Below are 21641 nucleotides of genomic sequence, written 5' to 3'. Positions count from 1 at the left end.
ATGTTTAAACAAATTTTCATTACTCTGATTTGCTTTAGTTTTCTTTTTTTAGCTACTGCCTGCCAAGCAGAAAAAGAGAGCACTATGCCTGATAAACCTTTAGAAATTTCATTAAACATGACTGCTAAAGAGTTATACGATGCCAACCCTGAGTATAAAGCTTTTCAAGAAGCGGATGCTCAACCTATGGGCGTTATTTTTCAGGGTTATGATTTTCCAACAAACAACATGGGGAAAGTAATTTTCCATTATTCTGATGATAGTTTTAAGATTGACCAAGTTGTCACTATTTTAGCTATGGATAAGGTAACTAGCGAGCAGAGAGGGTTGAATAAAATTACAGTTGACTTTTTCTTCGATAAGACAGACAACGGTATATCAGACGAAGATGCTTATAAAAAAATGATGTTTTTCTTTAAAGAACTACAAGATAAAGGTTGGACGTATGCGCATTCAAATAGTGCTCCTAGGTTGACTGCCAAAGACAGTTTTACATTTGCAACGACAGATGCAGGTTCAGAATTATATCTTGACTACAGTTACCCACTTACTTTTAAAGAATGGATGCAACTTAATGATCTACAGCTATGGCGATTAAGATATGGCACGGAAATCTATATGGACATTAGGATAAATAGACAAACAGATCCATCTACTGGTAATCGTTATTATCTAATTAGTTTAGATGTCTATGACGAATTAGAAGAAATTCAAACCAATTTAGACTCTGAGGATAGAATCAGATGGCAGGATACCTACCCAGAAACCTATCCAGAAATAGCCTCTTGGAGATTAGAGAATGAAACTTCTGCCATCAATATGGGATTAAAAATTCAACAAGATCAACCTGACTCTACCCTCCCTCTGATATTAGAGAAAACAGGCATCGACACCAGTAAGTTTATCTCTATTGACCCCTATAAAATAACTTATGAAGAGTTTATGCAGCGTTCTGAGGCGGGTGAAGATATGACGCCTTATTATGAGAACCAGCCTACCGCTAAACCTGAAATTACTAGTCAAGCCAAAGGGCGTTGCCCAGCAAATCAGCCTTGCCCTAAGTCAGGCTACTGGTTCACTCAAGCAAAAGCGAACAGTCGTGCCTACTTTAAGCAAGGTGAAATCATGCCTGATTACCCTAACAACCAATAGGGCGAAGTTATTTGGCAGTTTGAAGGTGAAAAAGGTTAGTTTGTTATTATTTTACTTAAACCACCTTTGTGTGGTTTTTTATATTTATGACTCTCAACTCAAGCTCGAGCTCGAGCTCCAATAACAAACAGGACAACTACCAGTATCATCCTGCTACTTTGATGCAACTAGGGCTTGATAGAGAATTAAACGACCACAGGGCAATTAATAAGGCATTATTAAACAGTAATAATAAATAGCAAGCCAACACCTACCAACAAATATCATTGACACTGATTAATATGTACAAATAAACATCTAAAGGATATCAAAATGAGTCACTTTATTATAGATGAAGGATTTGATTATTTTTTAGAAAAATTCGGTCAACCTGATTGGCAACAACCGGTTGATCAAGCTACCTTAGATTATTATCGTGGTAAATTGCCTAATAGACTTCTTTTCTATTGGCAGCATTTTGGTTTTTGTCGCTTTAAACAAGGGCTGTTTTGGATGGTTAATCCTGCTGATTATGAAGATGAATTAGCTATCTGGCTAGATGAAGAAATCACGCGGAAAGATAACTATTATGTGATCGCTCGTAGTGGCTTTGGCAAGCTCTACGTTTGGGGAAAAAAAACAGGTCATGCCTATACAATCACTCCGACTCGTGGTTGGGTATATCAAGAAGAAGGAGACAAAGAAGATATTGCAGAAGTACGCAGATAAAAAGTTAGAGCTATTTTTTGGTTTTAGTAAGCTAGATCATACAGATATATATGACAACAACGACAAACCACTATTCAAACGCTGTATCAAGAAGTTTGGCGCTCTTGAATACGATGAAATGTTTGGCTTTGTCCCTGCCCTTGCTATTAGTGACAATGCTTCTATCAAAAATATAGATAAGATGAATATCTTTGTACATCTCAATCTTTTACCCGACTTGATTGAAATCCAATACATAGACTTTAAGAAGTTGGGACAAATGGCATTTGGCGTTGAAAATTCATCAACTTTGCCTGATTTAGATAATTTGAAATGATTCATAATGACATAAGCCACCTTCGGGTGGTTTAAACACAGTTATATTATCCTAGCAAGTCTTACTCATATCAATGGCGTACCTGAGAGACTTAAGCTTTTAAGGCTTATGGTAGACAAAGGTGGCGACGCGCATATTGATACAGGCACTAGCGAAATTTTAGAGAAAATTAAGAAATGTAAAGTAGAAGAAGCAGTACCTTAAAAAATATAAGGCACTGCTTTTTATCTAAAATACATCCATTCTTAAGCACTCATTATTTAACTATTATGCTTGGCTATCCAGTTTTGCATTTGCTCAATTTCAGCCTGCTGCGCGTCAATTACTTGTTGTGCCAATTGACGCATTTCTTCATTTTTGCCATACTTTAGCTGTATTTTTGCCATATCTACTGCGCCAATATGATGCGGCAACATACCACGAGCAAATGCCATATCTGGGTTAGAGTCAGCGATACCTGCCATCATTTCACTATGCATCGTATCCATACCTTTAGCATAAGCTTTCTGCATGGCTTCAGTATCAGACGTTGGCTCAGCAGCATCAGGATGGTTGGCAAGCCAGTTCTGCATTTGCTCAATTTCAGCTTTCTGAGCGTCAATAATCTCTTGTGCCAACTGACGCATTTCTGCATCCGTACCATACTTTAGCTGAATCTCTGCCATATCAACAGCACCCATATGATGACCGAGCATTCCTTGGGCAAAGGCAGCATCGGGATCGTTGTATGCCATACCTGCCATCATCTCATCATGCATCTTAGTCATAGAGTCATTATACTCTCCATGCATGCCCGTCATCGCATCACCTGACATATCATGACCTGCATGCGCATCCATCGCGCTAGTGTCTGTTGTAGCATTATTAACGGGAGCCGCCTCGTCTTTGACAGTAGCCTCTGTTACATCATTCGTCGGCTGACAAGCGCCAAGCATCATCATGGCACTGATACTAACTGCAAGCATGGCAAGACGTGAGTTTCTTATCATTTTCATGGTAGGTCCTTAATTACGATCATTTGGTAGTTATGGTTCATATAAAAACTGGCAAATCAGCTAAGATCCACCAGTTGGAAAAATCATTTAATTTATGTACTAAGAGGAGTGTGTTTTAAGGCTGCTTATTCTAATGCTTCGATCAGTGCCTTCATCTCTTTAATTTCACGTTTTTGTGCTTCGATAATGTCATCAGCAAGTTGCTGTACTCTAGGGTCTTCTATATCGGCTCTTGAGCTGGTTAAGATCGCAATTGAATGATGCGCTATCATAGCCTGCATCCAATCTACTTGATCGACGGTTGCTTGAGATCTGACGCCCCAGATACCCACGGCAAACATCAGCACACTAAGACCATAAATCATTAAATTGACCTTAGTTTTCTTGTACATATTGCTCATAAAGGCGAGCATAATCACTGCCATGCCTGCGCCCATATATAGCGCCATATAGGCTCTGGTCTCACTAAAATAAATATGATCCCACTCATAAGTATTGAAGTACATCATGATATACATCACCACGGTAGACGTCAGAATCATGAGGGTGAACTTTACATAAGGGTTCATCTGTTTTTGCTCTGTATGATTCATCAGTCAGTCTCCATCAATGCTGCTATCAGTACTACAATGAGTAGCTGAAATTTAAAAAATCTATCTAAAGTATTGGCTTATAGCTGCTGCTCTGCGGACTCAATCTCAGCGTATACTTGGTTTGTGCCATCTTTATTGATTTGCATAATTTGGTATGGCATAAACTTATCTTGATATTCCATACCAGGGCTACCGACGGGCATACCCGGTACCGCCAAACCAATGGCTTGCTTTGGTGGATTTTGCAAAAACTCAGCCACATACTTAGCAGGAACATGACCTTCGATGACATAACCATCACTAGTAACGGCGGTATGGCAAGAACGCATCTCAGCAGGTACACCGTAACGCTCTTTAAATAATGACAAGTCTGCAACATCATGTGCAGTTGTCGTTAACCCATTATCTTCTGCGTGCCCTATCCATTCTTTACAACAGCCACAATTGGCATCTTTATAGACAGTGGCTGACACGTTCTTGAGCAGGTCTGGGTTGTTGGCTGGTGTCACTGTTTGCTTACTCTGTATAGCGTTTGCCTCACCACTGCTGGCGTTAGCGGCATTGGCAGTAGAGGGGCTAGCATTAGAAGCATTGCTGTCAGATTGCCCGCACGCTGATAATATGACAGCGGTTAATAAGACCGCTGACCCTCGAACAAACTTAATGGTAAAAGGCATCATAGAGGCTTCTCATAGTGTTGAATATTTCATAGTGTTGAATATTTCATAGTGTTGAATATTTCATGGTGTTTAATATTTCATGGTGTTGAATATTAAAATTAGGATGTATTAAAGCCAAACTAGCATAGCCACTCTGACAGTCAGATGACGCCAAGATGACAATTTTGTCATCTTCTAGACTGAGCATAGGTTTATTACCAGTATTCCTCTATGATTGATAATAATAAAGACATTTTATATTGATCTCATCCTAAATAATTGGCGCGAGTATGCTATGAAAGTATTGTTAGTCGAAGATGAGTTATCGCTTGGCGACTACATTAGAAAAGGTTTAAGCGAGGCAGGTTTTATCGTTGAGCATAGAACCACAGGTTTAGATGGTTATCATGCTCTGATGACTGAGGACTTCACTGTCGTGGTGATGGATGTGATGCTGCCTGATGTCAGTGGTTTTGAGCTGGTCAGTAACTATCGCGCTGCTGGTAACACCACCCCTGTATTATTTTTGACCGCAAAAGATGACCTTAGTGACCGTATAAAAGGCTTTGAGATTGGCGGTGACGATTATCTTACCAAGCCTTTTGCCTTCGCTGAGCTGCTGGTCAGAATCAAAAGCTTACTACGCCGTGCCAATCAAGCAGATTACGCCAGCACAGTGCTTCAAATGGCTGATTTAAAACTGGATATCGCCAAACGTAGTGTGCATCGAGATAAAGGTTCTATCAAATTGACGGCCAAAGAATTTGCGCTATTGCAGTTTTTACTTGAGCATCAAGGCGAAGTATTGCCCCGCTCTGTCATCGCTTCACAAGTATGGGATATGAATTTTGATAGCGATACCAATGTGATTGATGTGGCGATAAGACGCTTACGAAGTAAAATCGACGATGGCTTTGAAAGTAAGCTCATTCATACCGTACGCGGTATGGGCTATAAACTAGAAGCGGACAATACCGCCGTTACAGTTAATAATGAAACCAACATTGATATGAGTAATGAGGCTAATACGGTTTCTAAACTCAATCATGTTGAAGTAAAATAGCATGGCATATAAATCAGAGCATCGACGCTTGTCATTACTGTGGCGCACTACCCTAGTATTAACGGTATGTGTGCTGATATCTCAAGCTTTTTTGTACATATGGATACAGCGTTCAGTTAATGATCATTTTGAACAAATGGACTCAGAGATCCTGACTCATGCTGCGTTTAATTTACGACAGTATATGACAGAGGTGACATCGGATGATCAGCCTCTGACAACCTTGCCGACCCTGCTCATCTCGCTAATACAGCATCATCTGTGGTAGATATTTTTCGACCAGATTATGAAGTCAAAACAATTATTACTGACCATAATGGACATATCATTAATAGTCAGCCAAAGAATTTTATTGATAAACTCAATGACTCCCAATTGGTCGAAAAACTATGGCAGCAGCACCGCGATCAACCCTTTGACTTGCAGCTTAATCATCGTCATTATCGCGCGCTGGTCATTGAGCACTCTAATCGCTTGGCATTAATCGCGCTACCGATTGATGTGCATCATCAATACCTTGCCCAGTTTAATCACCATCTTATTCTGATACTTATTGCGATTACTTTTATCTTGGTATCAGTGGCGGCTTTTAGCGTCTATTTAGGATTCGCCCCCTTAGCGACCATCAGTCAAAAAATGGCACGTATCAACGCCGAGCAGTTAGACGATAGAATCATCGTCTCTGAAATGCCAAGCGAGTTGCGACCCTTGGCTGACGCTTATAATGCCATGATGGATAAACTCGAACACAACTTTGCTTCATTATCACAGTTTTCTGATGACATTGCTCACGAACTGCGCACACCACTGGCAACGTTAAGCACTCAAACTCAAGTGATGCTCAGTAAACCTAGAGACCATCAAGAATATGTCGAGCAGCTACATCATCAACACGACACGCTCAAGCAACTATCCCTGCTAATTAACAATATGCTATTGCTGGCAAAAACTCAAAAAGGTCTTTACGACTCACAACGTCATCTTGTCGATACCAACTCACTGATAATTAAGCTCATCGATTATTTTGAGCTGATAGCCGAAGAGCGCGGTATCTCTTTTGAGAAAAAAGGGGCATTTGATGTGGTATTAGGGGATGAGAGCTTGTTACAAAGGCTGTTTGCCAACTTGATATCCAATGCGATTTACTACGCCGCCAGCGACAGTATCATTACTATTACCGCCGTTTCTAAGACTGCTAGCTTTATAAAACATAACGCTCACGCCCTTAGAGAAACGGTTCAGCAGCCATCGCTAAACATCACCATCACTAATCGCTTGCAGACGCCTCTAACTCAAGCGGAAGCAGATAGACTGTTTGAACGCTTTTATCGTCATCACAAATCCAATAATAAGCACTCGGGCACAGGGCTGGGATTGGCCATCGTACAAGCGATCGTCAATGCCCATAACGGCAAAGTCAGTATTACCATTAAGGATGAGTATTACTTTCAAGTTAACGTACAGTTATTAAAAGAATCATAGGGCGTGTTTAATCGAGAAATGGTCACCTTTTGGTCACCGAGCAGGTGGTCAGCAAGGAAGTGGTCGGTGACCAAAAGGTAGAATGTATGCAACCAAACTTATAGAGAATACCTTATTAAAAACAGACTATTCCCTAAGAGTTGATAAGGGAAAAAAAGCCAACCTTTATAGATAAAGGCCGTAAGAAGAATTTTAGACACAAAAAAACCCCAAACAAAATTATGTTTGAGGCGAAACTTGCTTAAACTCGAGAGTTTAAATTTGTTTTAGCTTTTTACTAAATATGGCGCAGCGGACGGGACTCGAACCCGCGACCCCCGGCGTGACAGGCCGGTATTCTAACCAACTGAACTACCGCTGCTTAGGTCGTCTTAGCATCTTCTCTTATTACAGAGACACTCGCTAAAAAGAGTGGTGGGTGATGACGGATTCGAACCGCCGACATTCTGCGTGTAAGGCAGACGCTCTACCAACTGAGCTAATCACCCTGAGAAGCGTTAAAAAATTGCACTGCAATTTTAGCTTCGCAAGTTAAAATTCCTTAAAAGGAATTTTATAGAAAGTTTAATCTTTAAAGTTGTCACGCTTTAAGTCAGTAAAAATTCTAACAACATTGAACTTAATTAAGTCCCCTTGCTGTGGGTGTGTATTATATAGATTTACACATGGCTGTCAAACAGTATTTTCAGTTTTTTAACCTATTTTATAGGTTTTTATTTATTAATCTGACAAGCCTATGTTTTCATTGGATTTATATTTTTATAAAAAACCAATAAATTTTCAAGCATGACCCTATTTACTGGCTAATGCTTGTTCGATATCCATTTTTATGGCTTCTGGTTTGGTGGTTGGCGCATAGCGGTCAATGACCTGTCCATCTTTACCAATTAAAAACTTAGTAAAATTCCATTTGATACCGTCTGTTAATACGCCACCCTTTTGCTCTTTGAGCCAATCAAAAATAGGATGAGCGTCTTTGCCATTGACATCAACCTTCGCCATCATTGGGAAACTGACACCATAGTTCTTTTGACAAAATGCGCCAATCTCCTCATTACTGCCTGGATCTTGCCCGCCAAATTGATTACAAGGGAAACCAATAACGACCAATCCTTGATCTTTATATTGCTGATATATTGCTTCTAAACCTTCAAATTGCGGCGTAAACCCACATTTGCTGGCGGTATTGACGATTAATAACATCTTACCTTGATAATCAGCAAAGGCTTGTACAGTTCCGTCCATGTGCTCAGCAGTAAAATCATAAATAGTACTCATCATTTGTCCTTAAATTGATTAATTTATTATTTTGGTTTTTTTAAGCCGTGCTCATGTCTCAATAACATTCATAGTTCTAATAACTGGCAAAGAAGCATATCGCACTTCTTTGCCATGATTCTAAAACAATTTAAGCGACTTGTTCTACCGATTACTTGTCAGATTTATCTAGATCAATAGACACAGAATTGATGCAATAGCGCATCCCCGTCGTCTCGCTTGGGCCGTCAGGGAAGACATGACCTAAATGTGCGCCGCAGTTACTACAGGTCACTTCTGTCCGCGTCATGCCCAGCGAATTATCCACATGCTCCTCGATAGCGCTGTTATCAACTCCTTGGTCAAAACTTGGCCAACCACAGCTGGCATCAAATTTATTGCTTGAGTCAAATAAGCTCGCACCGCAGCCTTTGCAGCGATAAATACCGTCATCAGTCGCATCGTTATAGACGCCCGTAAATGGGCGTTCTGTGCCCTTTTCACGCATCACGTGATATTCATCAGCACTCAAACGCTCTTTCCAATCAGCTTCTGTTAATTGGCTGATCTCTTCTTGGCTAAGTTGATTGTCTTGCATAATGTATCCTTAATTTGGGTATGTATTATCTCATCCATTAGCATTAGCTTTTATCTGCTATTAACTAACACTTTATCGCCATATTTTTATAAAAACGATGGGCCTTATCTATTGTTTATCCACTCAATATTCAAGGTATACATTACAAGAAAACTATCATAAACAAGCGATAGTGTAAGGTATTGAAAAAGCTATGATAAATAAAATACAGCAAATTTTCTTAACGTATCAATGAATATAGATGTAGCCACGACAATGATTCTCTGAAAGAAGTTTGATATATAGGGCGTGTCCTCAATTCAATCGATTATCTTCTAAATGAGCTAAAAATGGCTAAATTTTGCCAAACATCGTCAAATAGCTTAGCAATATCTCGATATTATTTGCACTACTTTCCTTGTTTAACGACAATTTATCTCATTTTTATTACCATTTTTAAAATAAGGACACGCCCTAGTAGAGTAGCAATGAGGTAACTATAATACTATCAATGCAAGTTATTCTTGCATTGATAAATACATCTTCCTTAAAAACAGCTTGCATTGATACTGATAATGCAATAATATCTTGCATTAAGGCTTAATTAAAACAAATGCCTGCTTTCCTTCTCTCTATTACCAATTAATGAATAATAAAGGCTTGAATGATTATGGCTGATGACAAAAATAAAAGCACACAAGCCGAAAGACTGGTACAGCTACGTCGTGATAAAGGGCTGACTGCTGAGCAATTAGCGCAAGCCATGACCGCAGCAGGCGCAAAAGTCAGTCGCGGTGCTATCTCGAATTGGGAGCGTGGCACCAATGGCATTGTGTCATCTAAACTACCAACGCTAGCACACATTTTAGGCTGCAGCGAAGGCTATCTGTTACGCGGTGAACTAAAAAACGACAGTGATAATAATAAAGAAGTGAGTGAAAGCACTCATTCTCATAATAAGAATAGTCAAAATACGTCATCCGCTCAAACTGACAAGATGCGTGACTCCCAAACCAATCAAACAGCTACAACTCCTACTATAGATACAAACTCACAAAATAACCCTATGAGTGGTCACACTATGAACACAATAAAAAAATCGGATAAATTACAAAATGTTTGCTACGACATTCGCGGCCCGCTACTACAAACAGCCAATAAGATGGAAGCAGAAGGCAAACGTATATTAAAGCTGAACGTCGGTAACCCAGCCCCCTTTGGTTTAGAAGCCCCGCATGAGATTTTGCGCGATGTGGCAATGAATTTACCAGACGCGACCGGCTATTCCGACTCGCAAGGGATTTTTTCAGCGCGTAAAGCCGTCCTACAGTACTACCAATCAAAAGGGTTGCTATCGGCAGTTGATGTCCGTGATGTCTATTTGGGCAACGGAGTTTCTGAGCTGATTGTAATGACCATGCAGGCTTTGATGAATGATGGTGACGAAGTGCTTATCCCAATGCCGGACTACCCGCTTTGGACGGCAGCGGCGAACCTAGCTGGCGGCACAGCGGTACATTATCGCTGTAATGAAGACGACAATTGGCATCCTGATATCGAAGACATTAAATCTAAAATCACCTCTAAAACCAAAGGTATCGTGGTGATTAACCCTAATAATCCAACGGGTTCACTTTATAGTGATGAATTACTCAAACAAATTATTGAGGTCGCTAAAGCGCATGATTTAATCATCATGGCCGATGAAATTTATGATCGTATTCTTTATGATGATATGGTACACACCCCAATGAGCACCTTGACTGATGATGTGCTGGTGCTCTCATACAATGGATTATCTAAATCTCATCGTATCGCGGGATTCCGCGCAGGTTGGATGATGGTGTCTGGCAAAAAACACCATGCCACTGACTTTATCGAAGGTTTGGACATGTTAGCGTCTATGCGCTTGTGTTCCAACGTCCAAGGTCAGTATGCCATCCAAACGGCAATGGGTGGCTATCAAAGCATGAAAGAGCTCACGTCAGAGCGTGGGCGCTTATATAAGCAGCGTGAAATGGCTGTGTCACGGCTTAATGCGATCAAAGGTATCTCTTGTACCATGCCACAAGGCGCGTTTTATTGCTTTCCAAAGATGGATCCTGATATTTACCCTATCGAAGATGATATGGCATTTATGATGGATTTGCTTGTTGAAGAAAATGTATTAATGGTGCAAGGAACAGGCTTTAACTGGGATAAGCCCGATCATTTCCGCTTGGTGTTTTTGCCAAACTTACATGATTTAGAAGATGCCATGGACCGCTTAGATCGCTTCTTTGCCAAAAAACGCAAACAATTTGGTACCGAATAGACCTTAATTTGACATAAAAAAACGCTTATCGGCATGATACTGATAAGCGTTTTTTATTTGAAACTTGCTTATAAATAACGTTAAATAAGATTTAAGCAAAAACCTTAATAAGCGTACGTGTTAAAAAATATTGACCAAAATGATATAACTGATTGCAGACATTGCCGCTGCTGCAGGAAGAGTAATGATCCATGCCAAACCGATAGGTTTCATCAACGCCCAATTGGTGTCTCTATTGACAATACCGATACCAAGTACCGCGCCAACTAGCGTATGCGTACTTGAGACGGGCAGCCCCATGGTTGATGCGCCCATAACCACTGCAGCCGCAGCCAATTCAGCTGAAAAACCAGAAGCGGGATGCATTTTTGCCAAATTTGTACCAACCGTTTGAATGACCTCTTTACCAATGAACCAAAGACCAACGATAAGCGCAACACCAAAGGTCAGCATGACAGCAGGTGGTACAGCGGCTTCAGTCGCAATGCTATTGGTACGGATAACATCCATAATCGCGGCAAAAGGACCGACTGCATTGGCAATATCGTTTGAGCCATGGCTAAAGGCAAAAGCAGAGGCGGTAAAGACTTGCATCCAGCTAAACATAATAAACGTCGCTTTGGTCAAATCTTCTTTATGTTTACCGCGGATACTCTTGGTATAGATAAAGGTCGCAAGCCACACTAGCGCCGCGATCATACCCATGATTAAAAAGCCTTGCAGCGTCGTCATGCCATTATTGACATTCTTTAGACCTTTAAAGATGACCAAAGAGGCCATGACCGCGCCGCCTGCAGCCGCAATGATAGGAACCCATTGCTTCAACGCTTTTAGCGTATCAAGGTTGCTGCGTTCATTTTCAATCTCATAAAGCTGTTTATAATAATCAGTCTCTAAATCTTCAACATCGCAATCATCATCTTTGTAGATTTCTTGATCACGCAACATCGCTGACGTATAGGCAAGTTGTTCTGATTCTGTTAAACCGTCCAAAAATTCTTTGTGGTTTTGTTTTAAGGTTTTTTTGTCGCCTTTCAAAGTCGCAATGTGCGCCTCTGTTCTATCATTATATTCGATGATATTTTTCTTAATCTGTCCATATAATACATAGGACAAAACGCCGCCCAATAGCGGTGATAATACCCAAGAAATCGCGATGGTGCCAATCGTACTCCAATTCACCGTTGACAATGCCATTTCAGTACCACCTAACGTGATACCTAATACAATAGAGCTACCAACAACGCCGCCAATAATGGCGTGCGTGGTCGAAACGGGCAGACCTTTTTTGGTGGCAAATAACAGCCAAAATGCGGCAGCGATGAGCGCTGACAGCATGACATAAATGAATTGGTTGGGCGTTACTGAAAGACCATCTAAATCGACAATGCCGCTTCGAATGGTATCGGTGACTTCACCACCTGCCAGTACGGCTCCGGACACTTCAAATATCGCTGCGATACCCAACGCTTGTGGAATGGTCAATGTCCCTGCACCTACTGAGGTACCAAAGGAGTTGGCGACATCGTTACCACCAATATTGAATGCCATAAAGACACCAAAAGCAGTAGCCACAATAAATAGCGTCGTCTGTTGACGCATCGTGTAATCTAGACCCCACCACAAAAAGTAGGCGGTCATCGCAATCAGTAAAATGGCAAAAAATAGATTTATTCTCATAGAACCGACTGATTTGACTGGCTCTGTAGAACTGTTGCTAATACCCATACGTTGATACGTCCTGCGTAAGCTGATTGAAATTATAGGCGGTTGATGACATTGCGCGGCTATTAATAATGCTCGTGATAGCTTCTGACATTAATATAACGTATATGAAACGCGCAATATGCTTGCTAAAAAACGGTTTTTCTTACTGCTATCTTGGTGCTCTACCCTAACGCTTATTTTTTATTTACTCGTATTTTATTTTACGTAAAGGCAGTAAATAAGGTAAAACACATCACTCAATATGTCACAAAGCCGCAAGGAATATTGCCAAATCGTCTGATTACAGCAGCTTGCGGCTTAGAGATGTCGTAGTAATAATTTTGGTGCTAATAACTGCTATTGTAAGAACTTTGCCAAACTTATTAACCAGAGTGATTAAAATGTCTGTATCAAAGGGTAAAAACACGCTACTCACTCAGTGAGTAGCGTGCACAGCAGGAGCTATTACGCGCCTATTATATTAAATATAAGCGCATAATGCATGATGATATTGCAAGATTTGTAACTGCCAGCATATGTGTTAGAGAACATCCTGCTATAACGCCGCATTATACTCTCTTTCCCTGAATTTATTTAACGTTAAATATATAATTATGGCGCTTTGTAAACAGCTACCTAATTGAATGACCAATCACATATCAGCTGCCACACACCGCTGATAGTTGCTTAATCGCATGATCTAAAACATCCAAACGTGCTTGACGCTTCTCATTGGTCGCGATGACGCACCACGGTGCGTACTCTGTATCGGTACGTGCCAGCATATCCGCCGCAGACTGCACATAATCCGACCATTTATCACGGTTGCGCCAGTCATCGTCCGTCAGCTTAAACTGCTTGTGCGGTGTCTCCTGACGTGCCTCAAAACGTTTAAGCTGTTCTTTTTTATCGATAGCCAACCAGTATTTGATAACGATTGTCCCCGCCGCGGCTAAATCCGCCTCAAAGCGATTGATTTCATCGTAAGCACGCTGCCATTCCTCATCCGTGGCAAAACCCTCAATGCGCTCAACCAAAACGCGCCCATACCAAGTCCGATCAAAAATGGCAATACGGCTAATACGGTCGGTTTGCTCGTTCGGAAGTTTGGTCCAAAAACGCCATAGATAAGGATGTTGCAGCTCATATAACATTGGCGCACTGATATTATAAATTTGATACTCGCGTGGGTCGAGTGGCGCAACCAATCTTTTGATCGCGCCGCCTTTGCCAGCAGCGTCCATTCCTTCAAAGGCAAAAACGATATGACGCCCTTTGCGCGCACGCAGCAACTGGGCAAGGCGAACTTGTTTTTCTACCAACGCATCACGGTAGTCCGACTTATCAATCTCTGCCTCATCGATATCTTTTAAACATTTAGGAATTTTTACAGGTTCAAACTTTGCTGATTTGAGTGCTTGCTGAGCTTGCTTCTTAGCCTTTGATTTATCAGAGGTTTGTACTTTATTGATTTTACTACTTATTAGCGCGGTTTGCATCGCTTGTAGCACTTCATGGCAAAAATGGTCAGCCGCATCTGACTTGTTATCACCATCAATGATGATCCAATCATCTTGCTGGCGTAGCAGAACGGTAGCCACTTGATTAAAGGTTTCGATAACTTTTTTACTATTCCAGTCAATTTGGTATAAAAACTGCGGATCGGCTTCATCGTCATTCAATCGCGCTTGCAACGTTTCGATATCGACATGGAACCAGCATTTAAGCAGTCGGGTTTGATTGGCAGCGAGGTCTTGTTCGAACGCTTGTAGCTCAATAAGCTGCTGCTGTAAATATGCTTGCCATTGCGCAATCGGTAACGCTTTGTCGTTGTCAGACTTGTCATTGTCTGATGTTGCCATACGCATGACGTTATAAAGCAAGTCAGCATACCAGTTGCCAAAATAAACCATCACATCGCCATGACGGGGTAACACCTTGGTATGTACCTGCCAAATCGGCTGATATACTGAGGGACAATCACCAACGGTTGCCTCAACTTTAAGTAGTCGAGGATCGACCATTGGCGCAATTGCTTGACAGCGGTACCCTTGCCTGCCTGCTCCATACCATTGACCAATACCAATAGCCTGTTGGTTTATTGAGGATTGGCGGCGTCTGTTGCCGCGTTGCTCGTAGAGCATATTGGGCCGTGACCAGTGCCAATCTCAGTGCATCGTTGTCCATAGAAAACTGGCTCAGGGGATTGGGAGTTAAGCGCTCATCGATAATCTGCTCACTAAATTGTGCAGTTAGCGCTTGTGGTGCGGTGGGTTCAGTCGTCTTATTATTTTTGCTCATAACTGTCATCATCCTATGATTGAAAGCGTGTTAGCGCCATCATAGCATTGCAGCAATTCGGTAAATAACGCTGCTATGTAACAGTTTGACATTTGTATTCTGCTTTATTTTCTTTTAAGGTGAACACAATCTCAGACACATGCTGTAATCACGCTCTATAAATACAAAAACCAAAAGTATAAAACACGGTTTATCCTGAGCTTTTTATTCGCAACCTTTTAATCCTCTTTACTTTTATGCAGGTTTACTGACCATGGCCTCTTTAGCCGACTTACAACAACATTTGAACCGTTTTTGGGCACTGCCTTATCATGAAGATTTGGCATTAAACGATAAACTTAGTGAGGTGCAAGCTTGGCAACGAGATCGTATTCAGAACACTCACAAAGACTTGTTCGAGCAACCTCAAAATCAGCTGATGGCAGATTATTTTTTGACACAATTGTATGGCGGCGATGAGTTTAAATTGCTGGCCAGACAGTTAGAACGTATTGTGCCTAAAGCGCAAAAAGTTGAACGTTTTGCGCCAGCAGCGGCTTTAGAGACTGGCAGCATGGCAATACAAGCAGCTATCTTAGCGATAGAGCTAGATTTACATTTAGCAGAATGGCTATTGGCTCAAGATTTAGCCGTTAACGAAGACAACATGCTGAACGCCTATCGCGTAGTCAATGAAGCCGACACCAGACGTATCCAAATCGGTCATTTAAAAGAGGTGTGCTATCGTACCGATAAATATATAAACTCTTTTATGTTGCAAAAAGCCTTTGCCTTGGCTAAAGGCACCGCCTACCGTTACAACTATCAGCCTTTGTATGAATTTATCGATTCAGGCTTTAAAGCGATGAAACCACTAAAAAGTGTCAGCGGCTTTATTGAACCGTTTTGTGAGCGTGAACTTGAGATTATTGACCGTGTTCATGAGACGGATAATGGCGGTAAGCCAATGACGTTTGGTGTATGATAGACGCATCATTTGCTTGGTTAGCTGCTATTTTATACCTTGCAAACCAATAATCATAAAAGTGAATAACAGGATAATGCTATGACCGATAATACCAATAACAACACCGCTCACTCTGACCAAAAGCCAGCGCTCAACACCACGACTAATGGTCACCTGCAAGATAAATTGGTCAGAGATAGCATCACCCACAATCAAAATATTACGTCACAAGTACAAGCACGTCGAAGCTATGAAACTAATACCACGCTTAATACAGGTATTGATGCTGGCGTCGAAAACAGCAAGAGAAATGACTTTACACAAGTCCAAGACCTACCAACGGGAACGCCACAAGGCCAACAAACCACTATGCCAAATAATACTACCAGTAACAATATCAGCAACAACGCTAATAGCAACCATGTAGACAATGTATCTGCACAAACACAAACCGCCAAACAAACGCTTTTTAATCAACGTGATGACATCAATAACCCACATACGCCTGATACTGACGGTAATGAAGAAACGCATTTTGGCTATAAGACTGTCAATAAAGCTGAAAAGCAAGCGCGCGTTGCCGATGTTTTTACCTCAGTTGCCAAAAAATACGACATCATGAACGACTTAATGTCATTTGGTATTCATCGACTATGGAAGCGTTATGCCATTAGCTTATCAGGCGTGCGTGCGGGTCAGCATGTGCTTGATATCGCTGGTGGTACAGGTGATTTAGCCAAAGTTTTTAGCCGTGAAGTCGGTAGAAATGGCCATGTAGTGTTATCAGATATCAATGCCGCCATGCTAGAAGTCGGTCGTGAACGCTTAATCAATGCTGGCTGCAACAACGTCGATTTTGTATTGGCCAATGCCGAAACACTCGCGCCATTCGATGACAATAGCTTTGATTTGGTCACTATCAGCTTTGGCCTACGTAATGTCACGGACAAAGACGCAGCGCTCAAATCGATGTATCGCGTGCTGAAGCCAGGTGGTCGTTTATTAATTTTGGAGTTCTCAAAACCTGTATTTGAGCCATTGTCTAAAGCCTATGATTTATACTCATTTACCGCCTTACCTATTATGGGCAAGCTGATTGCCAATGATTCTGAGAGTTATCAATACTTGGCCGAATCGATTCGTATGCATCCTGATCAACAGACGTTGAAACAAATGATGCAGCAAGCGGGCTTTGAAAATTGTGATTATCATAACTTAACGGCTGGTATTGTCGCTGTCCATCGCGGCTTTAAAGCGTAAGATTAAGTTTTGAATTACATTACATAGTAATAGACATGCCATCACGTAAAGTGGTGGCAACTGACCTTTACAAATGATGCGCTCTTTTAAGGCGCTCAACTGACTATGCGAGAGCCTTATGCTGACTGTTCTACTTTTGGCGGGTGCCGAAAAGCTGATTAACCTTGCTATTGCGAGTGATGAAATTACCAAATCAGGATTGGCACCGCTTGCTGGCAAAGTGTTGCGACTCAATATGGCCATGCCTGAGATTCGTTTGGATATTTTATTCACTCATGAGCGTTTGCGTTTTGAGCCGGTGACAACAGACAGCGTGTTTGAGCAAAGTGGCGCGATGAACGAGCACCAACAAGCCACTATGGAGCGCGCACGGATTGGTCATAGTCGCCCAGACTGTACCATTACTGTAGATAACCCAGCGCAACTGCTGAATCTGATGCGTGGCACTGAGGCAACCTGCCTATCGCGGGTGATTACAAGGTACTCATGCAGCTCAAACAACTGGTCGCAGGTTTCGATCCAGATGTTGCAGGACAGCTTGAGCCATTTATTGGTAAGCCGATGGCCAATCAGTTGCATCTACTTATCTCACAGCTTAAAGGCAGCTGGCGCCATAGTGCCAAACGCGCTTTTGACGATGTCAGCGACTGGGCTAATGAGGTGGCAGGTAATAGTGCTCCTGATCCTATCGAGGCAGCAGAAGTAAACGATCTTAAGCAGCAACTGTTAAAGCTGCGGGCTGATGTCGAACGTGAAGAGGCCAAACTTGCTGCTATCAAAGATGAACAGACACGTTTTCTCAATAACTCGTTTCATCAATAACTGTTGTCGTCGATGATCGCTAAATTCTATTATCGACAGCACTGTTTATAGATAAGTGCAATTTATAGATAAGCACAGTTTATAAATAAGTGCAGTGCCCACCCTATTTTCGACTTTCTTTAGAGTACCCATACCTCATGCTATTATCTCATCGCGCCCGTTTACTTGAGCTTTGGCGTATCGCCGCAACTTATCGCATCGATACTCATCTTTCTATCGAAGACGTGCCACAGCTGCAACCTTTGGCGCGTTTGATTCGCCTGCATCCAGCGGCGTGGGGTAAAAAACACCAACCCAATGCGATTAAATATGCGCTTGAAGACATGGGCACGCTGTTTTTAAAGCTTGGCCAACTGCTGTCAACGCGTCGCGATTTAGTGCCGCCTGAGATTATCGAGCAATTGGTTCAGCTACAAGATAAAGTCAAACCTTTCAATTCTGATGTGGCCATTACCCAAATCCAAGACCCTAAACACGGTCTTGGTCAATCGATTGGCACCTTGTTCGCACGCTTTGATGTCAAACCTCTAGCGGCGGCTTCGATTGCCCAAGTACATACTGCTGCGCTGCATGATGGTCGTGAAGTGGTGGTAAAAGTGGTGCGTCCTGATATCCGCACCACCATCATTGCTGATTTTGAGCTACTACGTGAGCTGGCCAATTGGGCATCAGCGCGTATTGAAGCGGCACGTGCCATTCATATCATCGATATTGTCGAAGACTATCGCCAAGTGATGTTAAACGAGTTGGATTTGACCTTAGAGGCAGACAATACCACTCAGATGCGCAACAACTTCTTGGGTTCGGCATTGATGTATGTACCAGAAGTCTATGATTCTGCCAAAAATGTGATGGTCATGGAGCGTATCCAAGGCGTTCCTATCTCGCAAGTTGCAGTGTTTGATCAACTTGGTTATGACCGAGCAGCACTAGCAGAAAAAGGCTTAACGATCTTTTTTACCCAAGTATTCCGCGATAACTTCTTTCATGCCGATATGCATCCGGGTAATGTCTTTGTAGAGACGCCACCGGTTAAAACGCTCACTGCCGATATGGCAGCGGTTGACTTAGGGCACGAGCCGCGCTATATCGGGCTTGATTGCGCCATCATGGGTACGCTATCAAAAGACGATCAGCTCATTGTGGCGCGCATGCTGTTGGCGGTGATGAATAACAACTTTACGGCGATGGTTGATATCGTCAGCCGTGCAGGTTGGATTCCACCAAATACAGATAAGCATGCCCTGATGCGCGATATGAAACGCACGGTTGGTCCAATGCTGCAAAAATCCATTAATGATATCGACTTTGCTGGTGTCTTGATGCAGATTTTAGATATCGCCCGTCGTCACCATATGAGTATCCCGCCGCAATTAATGCTGCTATTGAAGACCTTGGTTCATGTCGAAGGGCTTGGTCGCGACTTGTATCCTGACCTTGATATCTGGTCACTTGCCAAGCCGATTTTAAGCAGCTGGATTAAAGAGCAGCTCGATCCGATGCGTAATTTACAACATTTACGCCAGCAGTTACCAGAGATTTTATTATCGACGACTGATATTCCAAAGCTATTGGATCAAGGCTTACAAAGCCTTGCCTCACAAGGATCACGTCAAGACAGTCAGCTGCGAGAAATACAACAAATTCGTGCGGATATGCTTAATGATCGCCGCCGAGATTGGCTGGCGCTTGCTGGCTTTGCCATTTTCATTGCCATTGCAATACAGGTTGTTGGCTGGCTCTCGCCTATCTTTTATATATTGGCTATTTTGGTTGTCGTTTGGCGTATTTTAGCCTAACGCTCTGTTATTTTTAATAAAAATAAGTATTGGTTAATAGCCATTACTATCTAATTTTTATTCAATAAGCTCTCACTCACTTTCATTGCTTTTTAGTGATATTTAAAGTGAGTGAGAGCTTAGTTTTTACATTGCCTCATTTCTCATTGTGTCGTTAAAAAAGACGCCCTGTATAGGAGTCACCCATGTCTACCGCTAAAATATCAATTGCTAAAAAAGACCACAGCGAGGCTATTGCTGCCTTACAAACTCGTTTCGGTAAACAACTTACTACCAATATAACGGTACGTGAGCAGCATGGGCATACGATGACGTGGCTTGCCAATCAGCCACCCGATGCCGTCTTGACAGTACAAGATAAGCACGAGGTAGCAGCTGCGGTGGAGATTTGCAATCAGTATCAAATGCCAGTGATTGCATTTGGTATTGGCTCATCCTTAGAAGGTCAATTAAATGCGCCATATGGTGGATTATGCATCGATATGCACGCGATGGATGGAATATTGCAGGTACATAATGAAGATCTGACAGTGACCGTACAACCAGGTGTCACACGTGAGCAGCTCAATCACTATTTACGTGATACAGGACTGTTTTTTCCAATAGATCCGGGTGCCAATGCCAGTATCGGCGGTATGGTCGCCACTCGCGCTTCAGGCACCAATGCGGTACGCTATGGCACGATGAAAGACGTGGTACTCGCGCTTGAGATAGTCACCGCGAGTGGAGAGATTGTCCGCACTGGTACCCGTGCCAAAAAATCTGCAGCGGGTTATGACTTGACGAGATTAATGATCGGCTCAGAAGAGACACTTGGTATCGTCACCGAAGTCACACTTAAACTGTTCGGCATCAGCGAGTGTATTGGTAGCGGTATTTGCCATTTCCCAACGATTGAGGATGCCTGTCAGGCAGTGATGCTGACCATTCAAATGTGCTTGCCGATTGCGCGCATTGAGCTACTTGATGCCATGCAAATTAAAGCCTGTAATCAATATGCCAATCTTGATCTAGATGAGACGCTACCCTATTTGTAGAGTTTCACGGCACAGATGCCAGCGTCGCTGAACAAGCTCAACTGTTTACGGATATTATCGAAGAATTCGGCGGTCGTGACTTTGCTTGGGATACCAATGAAGCCGAGCGCAAACGTCTGTGGCAAGCACGGCATAACGCTTATCATGCCAGCTCTGCTCTACGTCCTGAAGCCAGCGCCTTATCGACGGATGCTTGTGTGCCCATTTCACGATTAGCAGAATGCGTCAGTGCAACAGCAAAAGATATCGAAGCATCGGGTATGATTGGGCCTATCGTTGGTCATGTTGGCGATGGTAATTTTCATGTTTTGTTATTGGTCGATACCGAAAATCCTGAAGAAATCGCTACCGCTGACGGCATTATCAGCCGCTTAGCTACCCGCGCTATTGAAATGGATGGTACTTGTACAGGTGAGCATGGTATCGGGCAAGGCAAACAAAAATATATGCAGCAAGAACACGGTAACGCCTTAGTATGATGCAAGCGATTAAATCAGCCCTTGACCCTAAAAATATCTTAAATCCAGGTAAAATATGGCCTGAGGCTTTACCCACTGTTTAACTGTTGAATAGTGCTTATAAGAAATCAAAGCCTAAAAAATACCCCTACGTTTAACTAGAGTATTAAACGTAGGGGTATTTTTTAGGCTAAT

General features: G+C 42.2%; 18 protein-coding genes, 2 tRNA genes and 2 pseudogenes. 12 read left to right on the top strand and 10 right to left on the bottom strand.

Annotated elements, in window-relative coordinates:
- The 3 genes from TT12_RS00435 to TT12_RS00425 all read left to right on the top strand — a co-directional run bounded on the left by TT12_RS00435 (position 1) and on the right by TT12_RS00425 (position 2176).
- Entirely contained in the window at positions 1-1152 is a 1152-nt protein-coding gene (locus tag TT12_RS00435; RefSeq protein ID WP_201605002.1) for a hypothetical protein, read from the top strand.
- A 312-nt stretch (positions 1153-1464) separates the two neighbouring features.
- On the top strand, positions 1465-1860 hold the full coding sequence (locus TT12_RS00430; RefSeq protein ID WP_207803928.1) for a GAD-like domain-containing protein: 396 nt from the start codon (positions 1465-1467) through the stop codon (positions 1858-1860).
- The gene (locus tag TT12_RS00425) at positions 1841-2176 is read left to right on the top strand and encodes a T6SS immunity protein Tdi1 domain-containing protein (RefSeq protein WP_045451229.1); all 336 of its coding nucleotides are present in this window, start codon (positions 1841-1843) and stop codon (positions 2174-2176) included. Before TT12_RS00430 ends, TT12_RS00425 begins: the two co-directional genes overlap by 20 nt.
- 260 nt (positions 2177-2436) lie before the next feature.
- On the opposite strand, the gene copM is transcribed toward TT12_RS00425, so the two are convergent.
- From copM to TT12_RS00410, 3 genes are all read right to left on the bottom strand, one after another.
- Positions 2437-3171: a CopM family metallochaperone gene (gene copM / locus TT12_RS00420; protein ID WP_227678864.1), complete on the bottom strand. Its 735-nt coding sequence runs from the start codon at positions 3169-3171 to the stop codon at positions 2437-2439.
- Positions 3172-3296: 125 nt separating this feature from the next.
- The gene (locus TT12_RS00415) at positions 3297-3764 is read right to left on the bottom strand and encodes a DUF305 domain-containing protein (RefSeq protein ID WP_045451226.1); all 468 of its coding nucleotides are present in this window, start codon (positions 3762-3764) and stop codon (positions 3297-3299) included.
- Between the two features lie 77 nt (positions 3765-3841).
- The gene (locus TT12_RS00410) at positions 3842-4444 is read right to left on the bottom strand and encodes a DUF411 domain-containing protein (protein ID WP_045451223.1); all 603 of its coding nucleotides are present in this window, start codon (positions 4442-4444) and stop codon (positions 3842-3844) included.
- A gap of 274 nt (positions 4445-4718) precedes the next feature.
- On the opposite strand from TT12_RS00410, the gene TT12_RS00405 reads away from it, so the two are divergent.
- Genes TT12_RS00405 through TT12_RS00400 form a run of 3 tightly spaced genes read left to right on the top strand, consistent with a single transcriptional unit; the run spans position 4719 to position 6968 of the window.
- On the top strand, positions 4719-5486 hold the full coding sequence (locus TT12_RS00405; protein WP_045451219.1) for a heavy metal response regulator transcription factor: 768 nt from the start codon (positions 4719-4721) through the stop codon (positions 5484-5486).
- A gap of 1 nt (position 5487) precedes the next feature.
- Positions 5488-5754, top strand: a complete 267-nt coding sequence (locus TT12_RS18975; RefSeq protein WP_353511606.1) for a hypothetical protein — start codon at positions 5488-5490, stop codon at positions 5752-5754.
- Positions 5748-6968, top strand: a complete 1221-nt coding sequence (locus TT12_RS00400) for an ATP-binding protein (protein WP_243443189.1) — start codon at positions 5748-5750, stop codon at positions 6966-6968. The genes TT12_RS18975 and TT12_RS00400 overlap by 7 nt, the downstream gene beginning before the upstream one ends.
- A 284-nt stretch (positions 6969-7252) precedes the next feature.
- Here TT12_RS00400 and TT12_RS00395 read toward each other — a convergent pair.
- The 4 genes from TT12_RS00395 to msrB form a co-directional block, all read right to left on the bottom strand.
- A tRNA-Asp gene (locus tag TT12_RS00395) sits at positions 7253-7329 on the bottom strand.
- Positions 7330-7380: 51 nt separating this feature from the next.
- Positions 7381-7456 (bottom strand) — tRNA-Val (locus TT12_RS00390).
- A gap of 304 nt (positions 7457-7760) precedes the next feature.
- A complete protein-coding gene (locus TT12_RS00385) occupies positions 7761-8246 on the bottom strand; it encodes a glutathione peroxidase (protein ID WP_045451216.1) in 486 nt (161 codons plus the stop codon).
- A gap of 151 nt (positions 8247-8397) precedes the next feature.
- The gene (gene msrB, locus TT12_RS00380; RefSeq protein ID WP_045451213.1) at positions 8398-8823 is read right to left on the bottom strand and encodes a peptide-methionine (R)-S-oxide reductase MsrB; all 426 of its coding nucleotides are present in this window, start codon (positions 8821-8823) and stop codon (positions 8398-8400) included.
- A gap of 649 nt (positions 8824-9472) precedes the next feature.
- On the opposite strand from msrB, the gene TT12_RS00375 reads away from it, so the two are divergent.
- Entirely contained in the window at positions 9473-11116 is a 1644-nt protein-coding gene (locus tag TT12_RS00375; protein ID WP_413786955.1) for an aminotransferase class I/II-fold pyridoxal phosphate-dependent enzyme, read from the top strand.
- Between the two features lie 120 nt (positions 11117-11236).
- Here TT12_RS00375 and TT12_RS00370 read toward each other — a convergent pair whose 3' ends face one another.
- The 3 genes from TT12_RS00370 to TT12_RS15930 form a co-directional block, all read right to left on the bottom strand.
- Positions 11237-12844 carry an inorganic phosphate transporter gene (locus TT12_RS00370; RefSeq protein WP_045448242.1) on the bottom strand — a complete coding sequence of 536 codons (1608 nt, stop codon included), beginning with the start codon at positions 12842-12844 and terminating at the stop codon, positions 11237-11239.
- A 638-nt stretch (positions 12845-13482) separates the two neighbouring features.
- Positions 13483-14847 carry an ATPase gene (locus TT12_RS00365; RefSeq protein WP_243443188.1) on the bottom strand — a complete coding sequence of 455 codons (1365 nt, stop codon included), beginning with the start codon at positions 14845-14847 and terminating at the stop codon, positions 13483-13485.
- The gene (locus TT12_RS15930) at positions 14825-15124 is read right to left on the bottom strand and encodes a hypothetical protein (RefSeq protein ID WP_243443187.1); all 300 of its coding nucleotides are present in this window, start codon (positions 15122-15124) and stop codon (positions 14825-14827) included. Before TT12_RS15930 ends, TT12_RS00365 begins: the two co-directional genes overlap by 23 nt.
- Before the next feature lie 253 nt (positions 15125-15377).
- Here TT12_RS15930 and TT12_RS00360 point away from each other — a divergent pair, with 253 nt between their 5' ends.
- The 5 genes and pseudogenes from TT12_RS00360 to TT12_RS18770 all read left to right on the top strand — a co-directional run bounded on the left by TT12_RS00360 (position 15378) and on the right by TT12_RS18770 (position 21550).
- A complete protein-coding gene (locus TT12_RS00360; RefSeq protein WP_045451210.1) occupies positions 15378-16088 on the top strand; it encodes an FFLEELY motif protein in 711 nt (236 codons plus the stop codon).
- Between the two features lie 81 nt (positions 16089-16169).
- Complete coding sequence (gene ubiE / locus TT12_RS00355) at positions 16170-17330, top strand: bifunctional demethylmenaquinone methyltransferase/2-methoxy-6-polyprenyl-1,4-benzoquinol methylase UbiE (RefSeq protein WP_045451207.1); 1161 nt, start codon at positions 16170-16172, stop codon at positions 17328-17330.
- Positions 17331-17448: 118 nt separating this feature from the next.
- Positions 17449-18152, top strand: a pseudogene (locus TT12_RS00350) (ubiquinone biosynthesis accessory factor UbiJ).
- Positions 18153-18289: 137 nt separating this feature from the next.
- Entirely contained in the window at positions 18290-19951 is a 1662-nt protein-coding gene (locus TT12_RS00345) for an ABC1 kinase family protein (protein ID WP_045451204.1), read from the top strand.
- Positions 19952-20136: 185 nt separating this feature from the next.
- A pseudogene (locus tag TT12_RS18770) lies at positions 20137-21550 on the top strand (FAD-binding oxidoreductase).
- The last annotated feature ends 91 nt before the right edge of the window (positions 21551-21641 follow it).

Source organism: Psychrobacter sp. JCM 18903, assembly GCF_000586475.1.
Classification (GTDB): Bacteria; Pseudomonadota; Gammaproteobacteria; order Pseudomonadales; family Moraxellaceae; genus Psychrobacter.
The sequence above is the reverse complement of the archived record's forward strand: the minus strand, read 5'-3'. Positions and strand labels throughout refer to the sequence as shown.

Bases quoted from the DNA above. Each gene is read 5' to 3' on its own strand.
- TT12_RS00415 (WP_045451226.1), bottom strand. From the start codon at position 3,764: ATGAATCATACAGAGCAAAAACAGATGAACCCTTATGTAAAGTTCACC.
- TT12_RS00405 (WP_045451219.1), top strand. From the start codon at position 4,719: ATGAAAGTATTGTTAGTCGAAGATGAGTTATCGCTTGGCGACTACATT.
- TT12_RS00375 (WP_413786955.1), top strand. From the start codon at position 9,473: ATGGCTGATGACAAAAATAAAAGCACACAAGCCGAAAGACTGGTACAG.
- copM (WP_227678864.1), bottom strand. From the start codon at position 3,171: ATGAAAATGATAAGAAACTCACGTCTTGCCATGCTTGCAGTTAGTATC.
- TT12_RS00410 (WP_045451223.1), bottom strand. From the start codon at position 4,444: ATGATGCCTTTTACCATTAAGTTTGTTCGAGGGTCAGCGGTCTTATTA.
- ubiE (WP_045451207.1), top strand. From the start codon at position 16,170: ATGACCGATAATACCAATAACAACACCGCTCACTCTGACCAAAAGCCA.
- TT12_RS00385 (WP_045451216.1), bottom strand. From the start codon at position 8,246: ATGAGTACTATTTATGATTTTACTGCTGAGCACATGGACGGAACTGTA.
- TT12_RS18975 (WP_353511606.1), top strand. From the start codon at position 5,488: ATGGCATATAAATCAGAGCATCGACGCTTGTCATTACTGTGGCGCACT.
- TT12_RS00430 (WP_207803928.1), top strand. From the start codon at position 1,465: ATGAGTCACTTTATTATAGATGAAGGATTTGATTATTTTTTAGAAAAA.
- TT12_RS00435 (WP_201605002.1), top strand. From the start codon at position 1: ATGTTTAAACAAATTTTCATTACTCTGATTTGCTTTAGTTTTCTTTTT.
- TT12_RS15930 (WP_243443187.1), bottom strand. From the start codon at position 15,124: ATGAGCAAAAATAATAAGACGACTGAACCCACCGCACCACAAGCGCTA.
- TT12_RS00360 (WP_045451210.1), top strand. From the start codon at position 15,378: ATGGCCTCTTTAGCCGACTTACAACAACATTTGAACCGTTTTTGGGCA.
- msrB (WP_045451213.1), bottom strand. From the start codon at position 8,823: ATGCAAGACAATCAACTTAGCCAAGAAGAGATCAGCCAATTAACAGAA.
- TT12_RS00365 (WP_243443188.1), bottom strand. From the start codon at position 14,847: ATGGTCGATCCTCGACTACTTAAAGTTGAGGCAACCGTTGGTGATTGT.
- TT12_RS00370 (WP_045448242.1), bottom strand. From the start codon at position 12,844: ATGGGTATTAGCAACAGTTCTACAGAGCCAGTCAAATCAGTCGGTTCT.
- TT12_RS00345 (WP_045451204.1), top strand. From the start codon at position 18,290: ATGCTATTATCTCATCGCGCCCGTTTACTTGAGCTTTGGCGTATCGCC.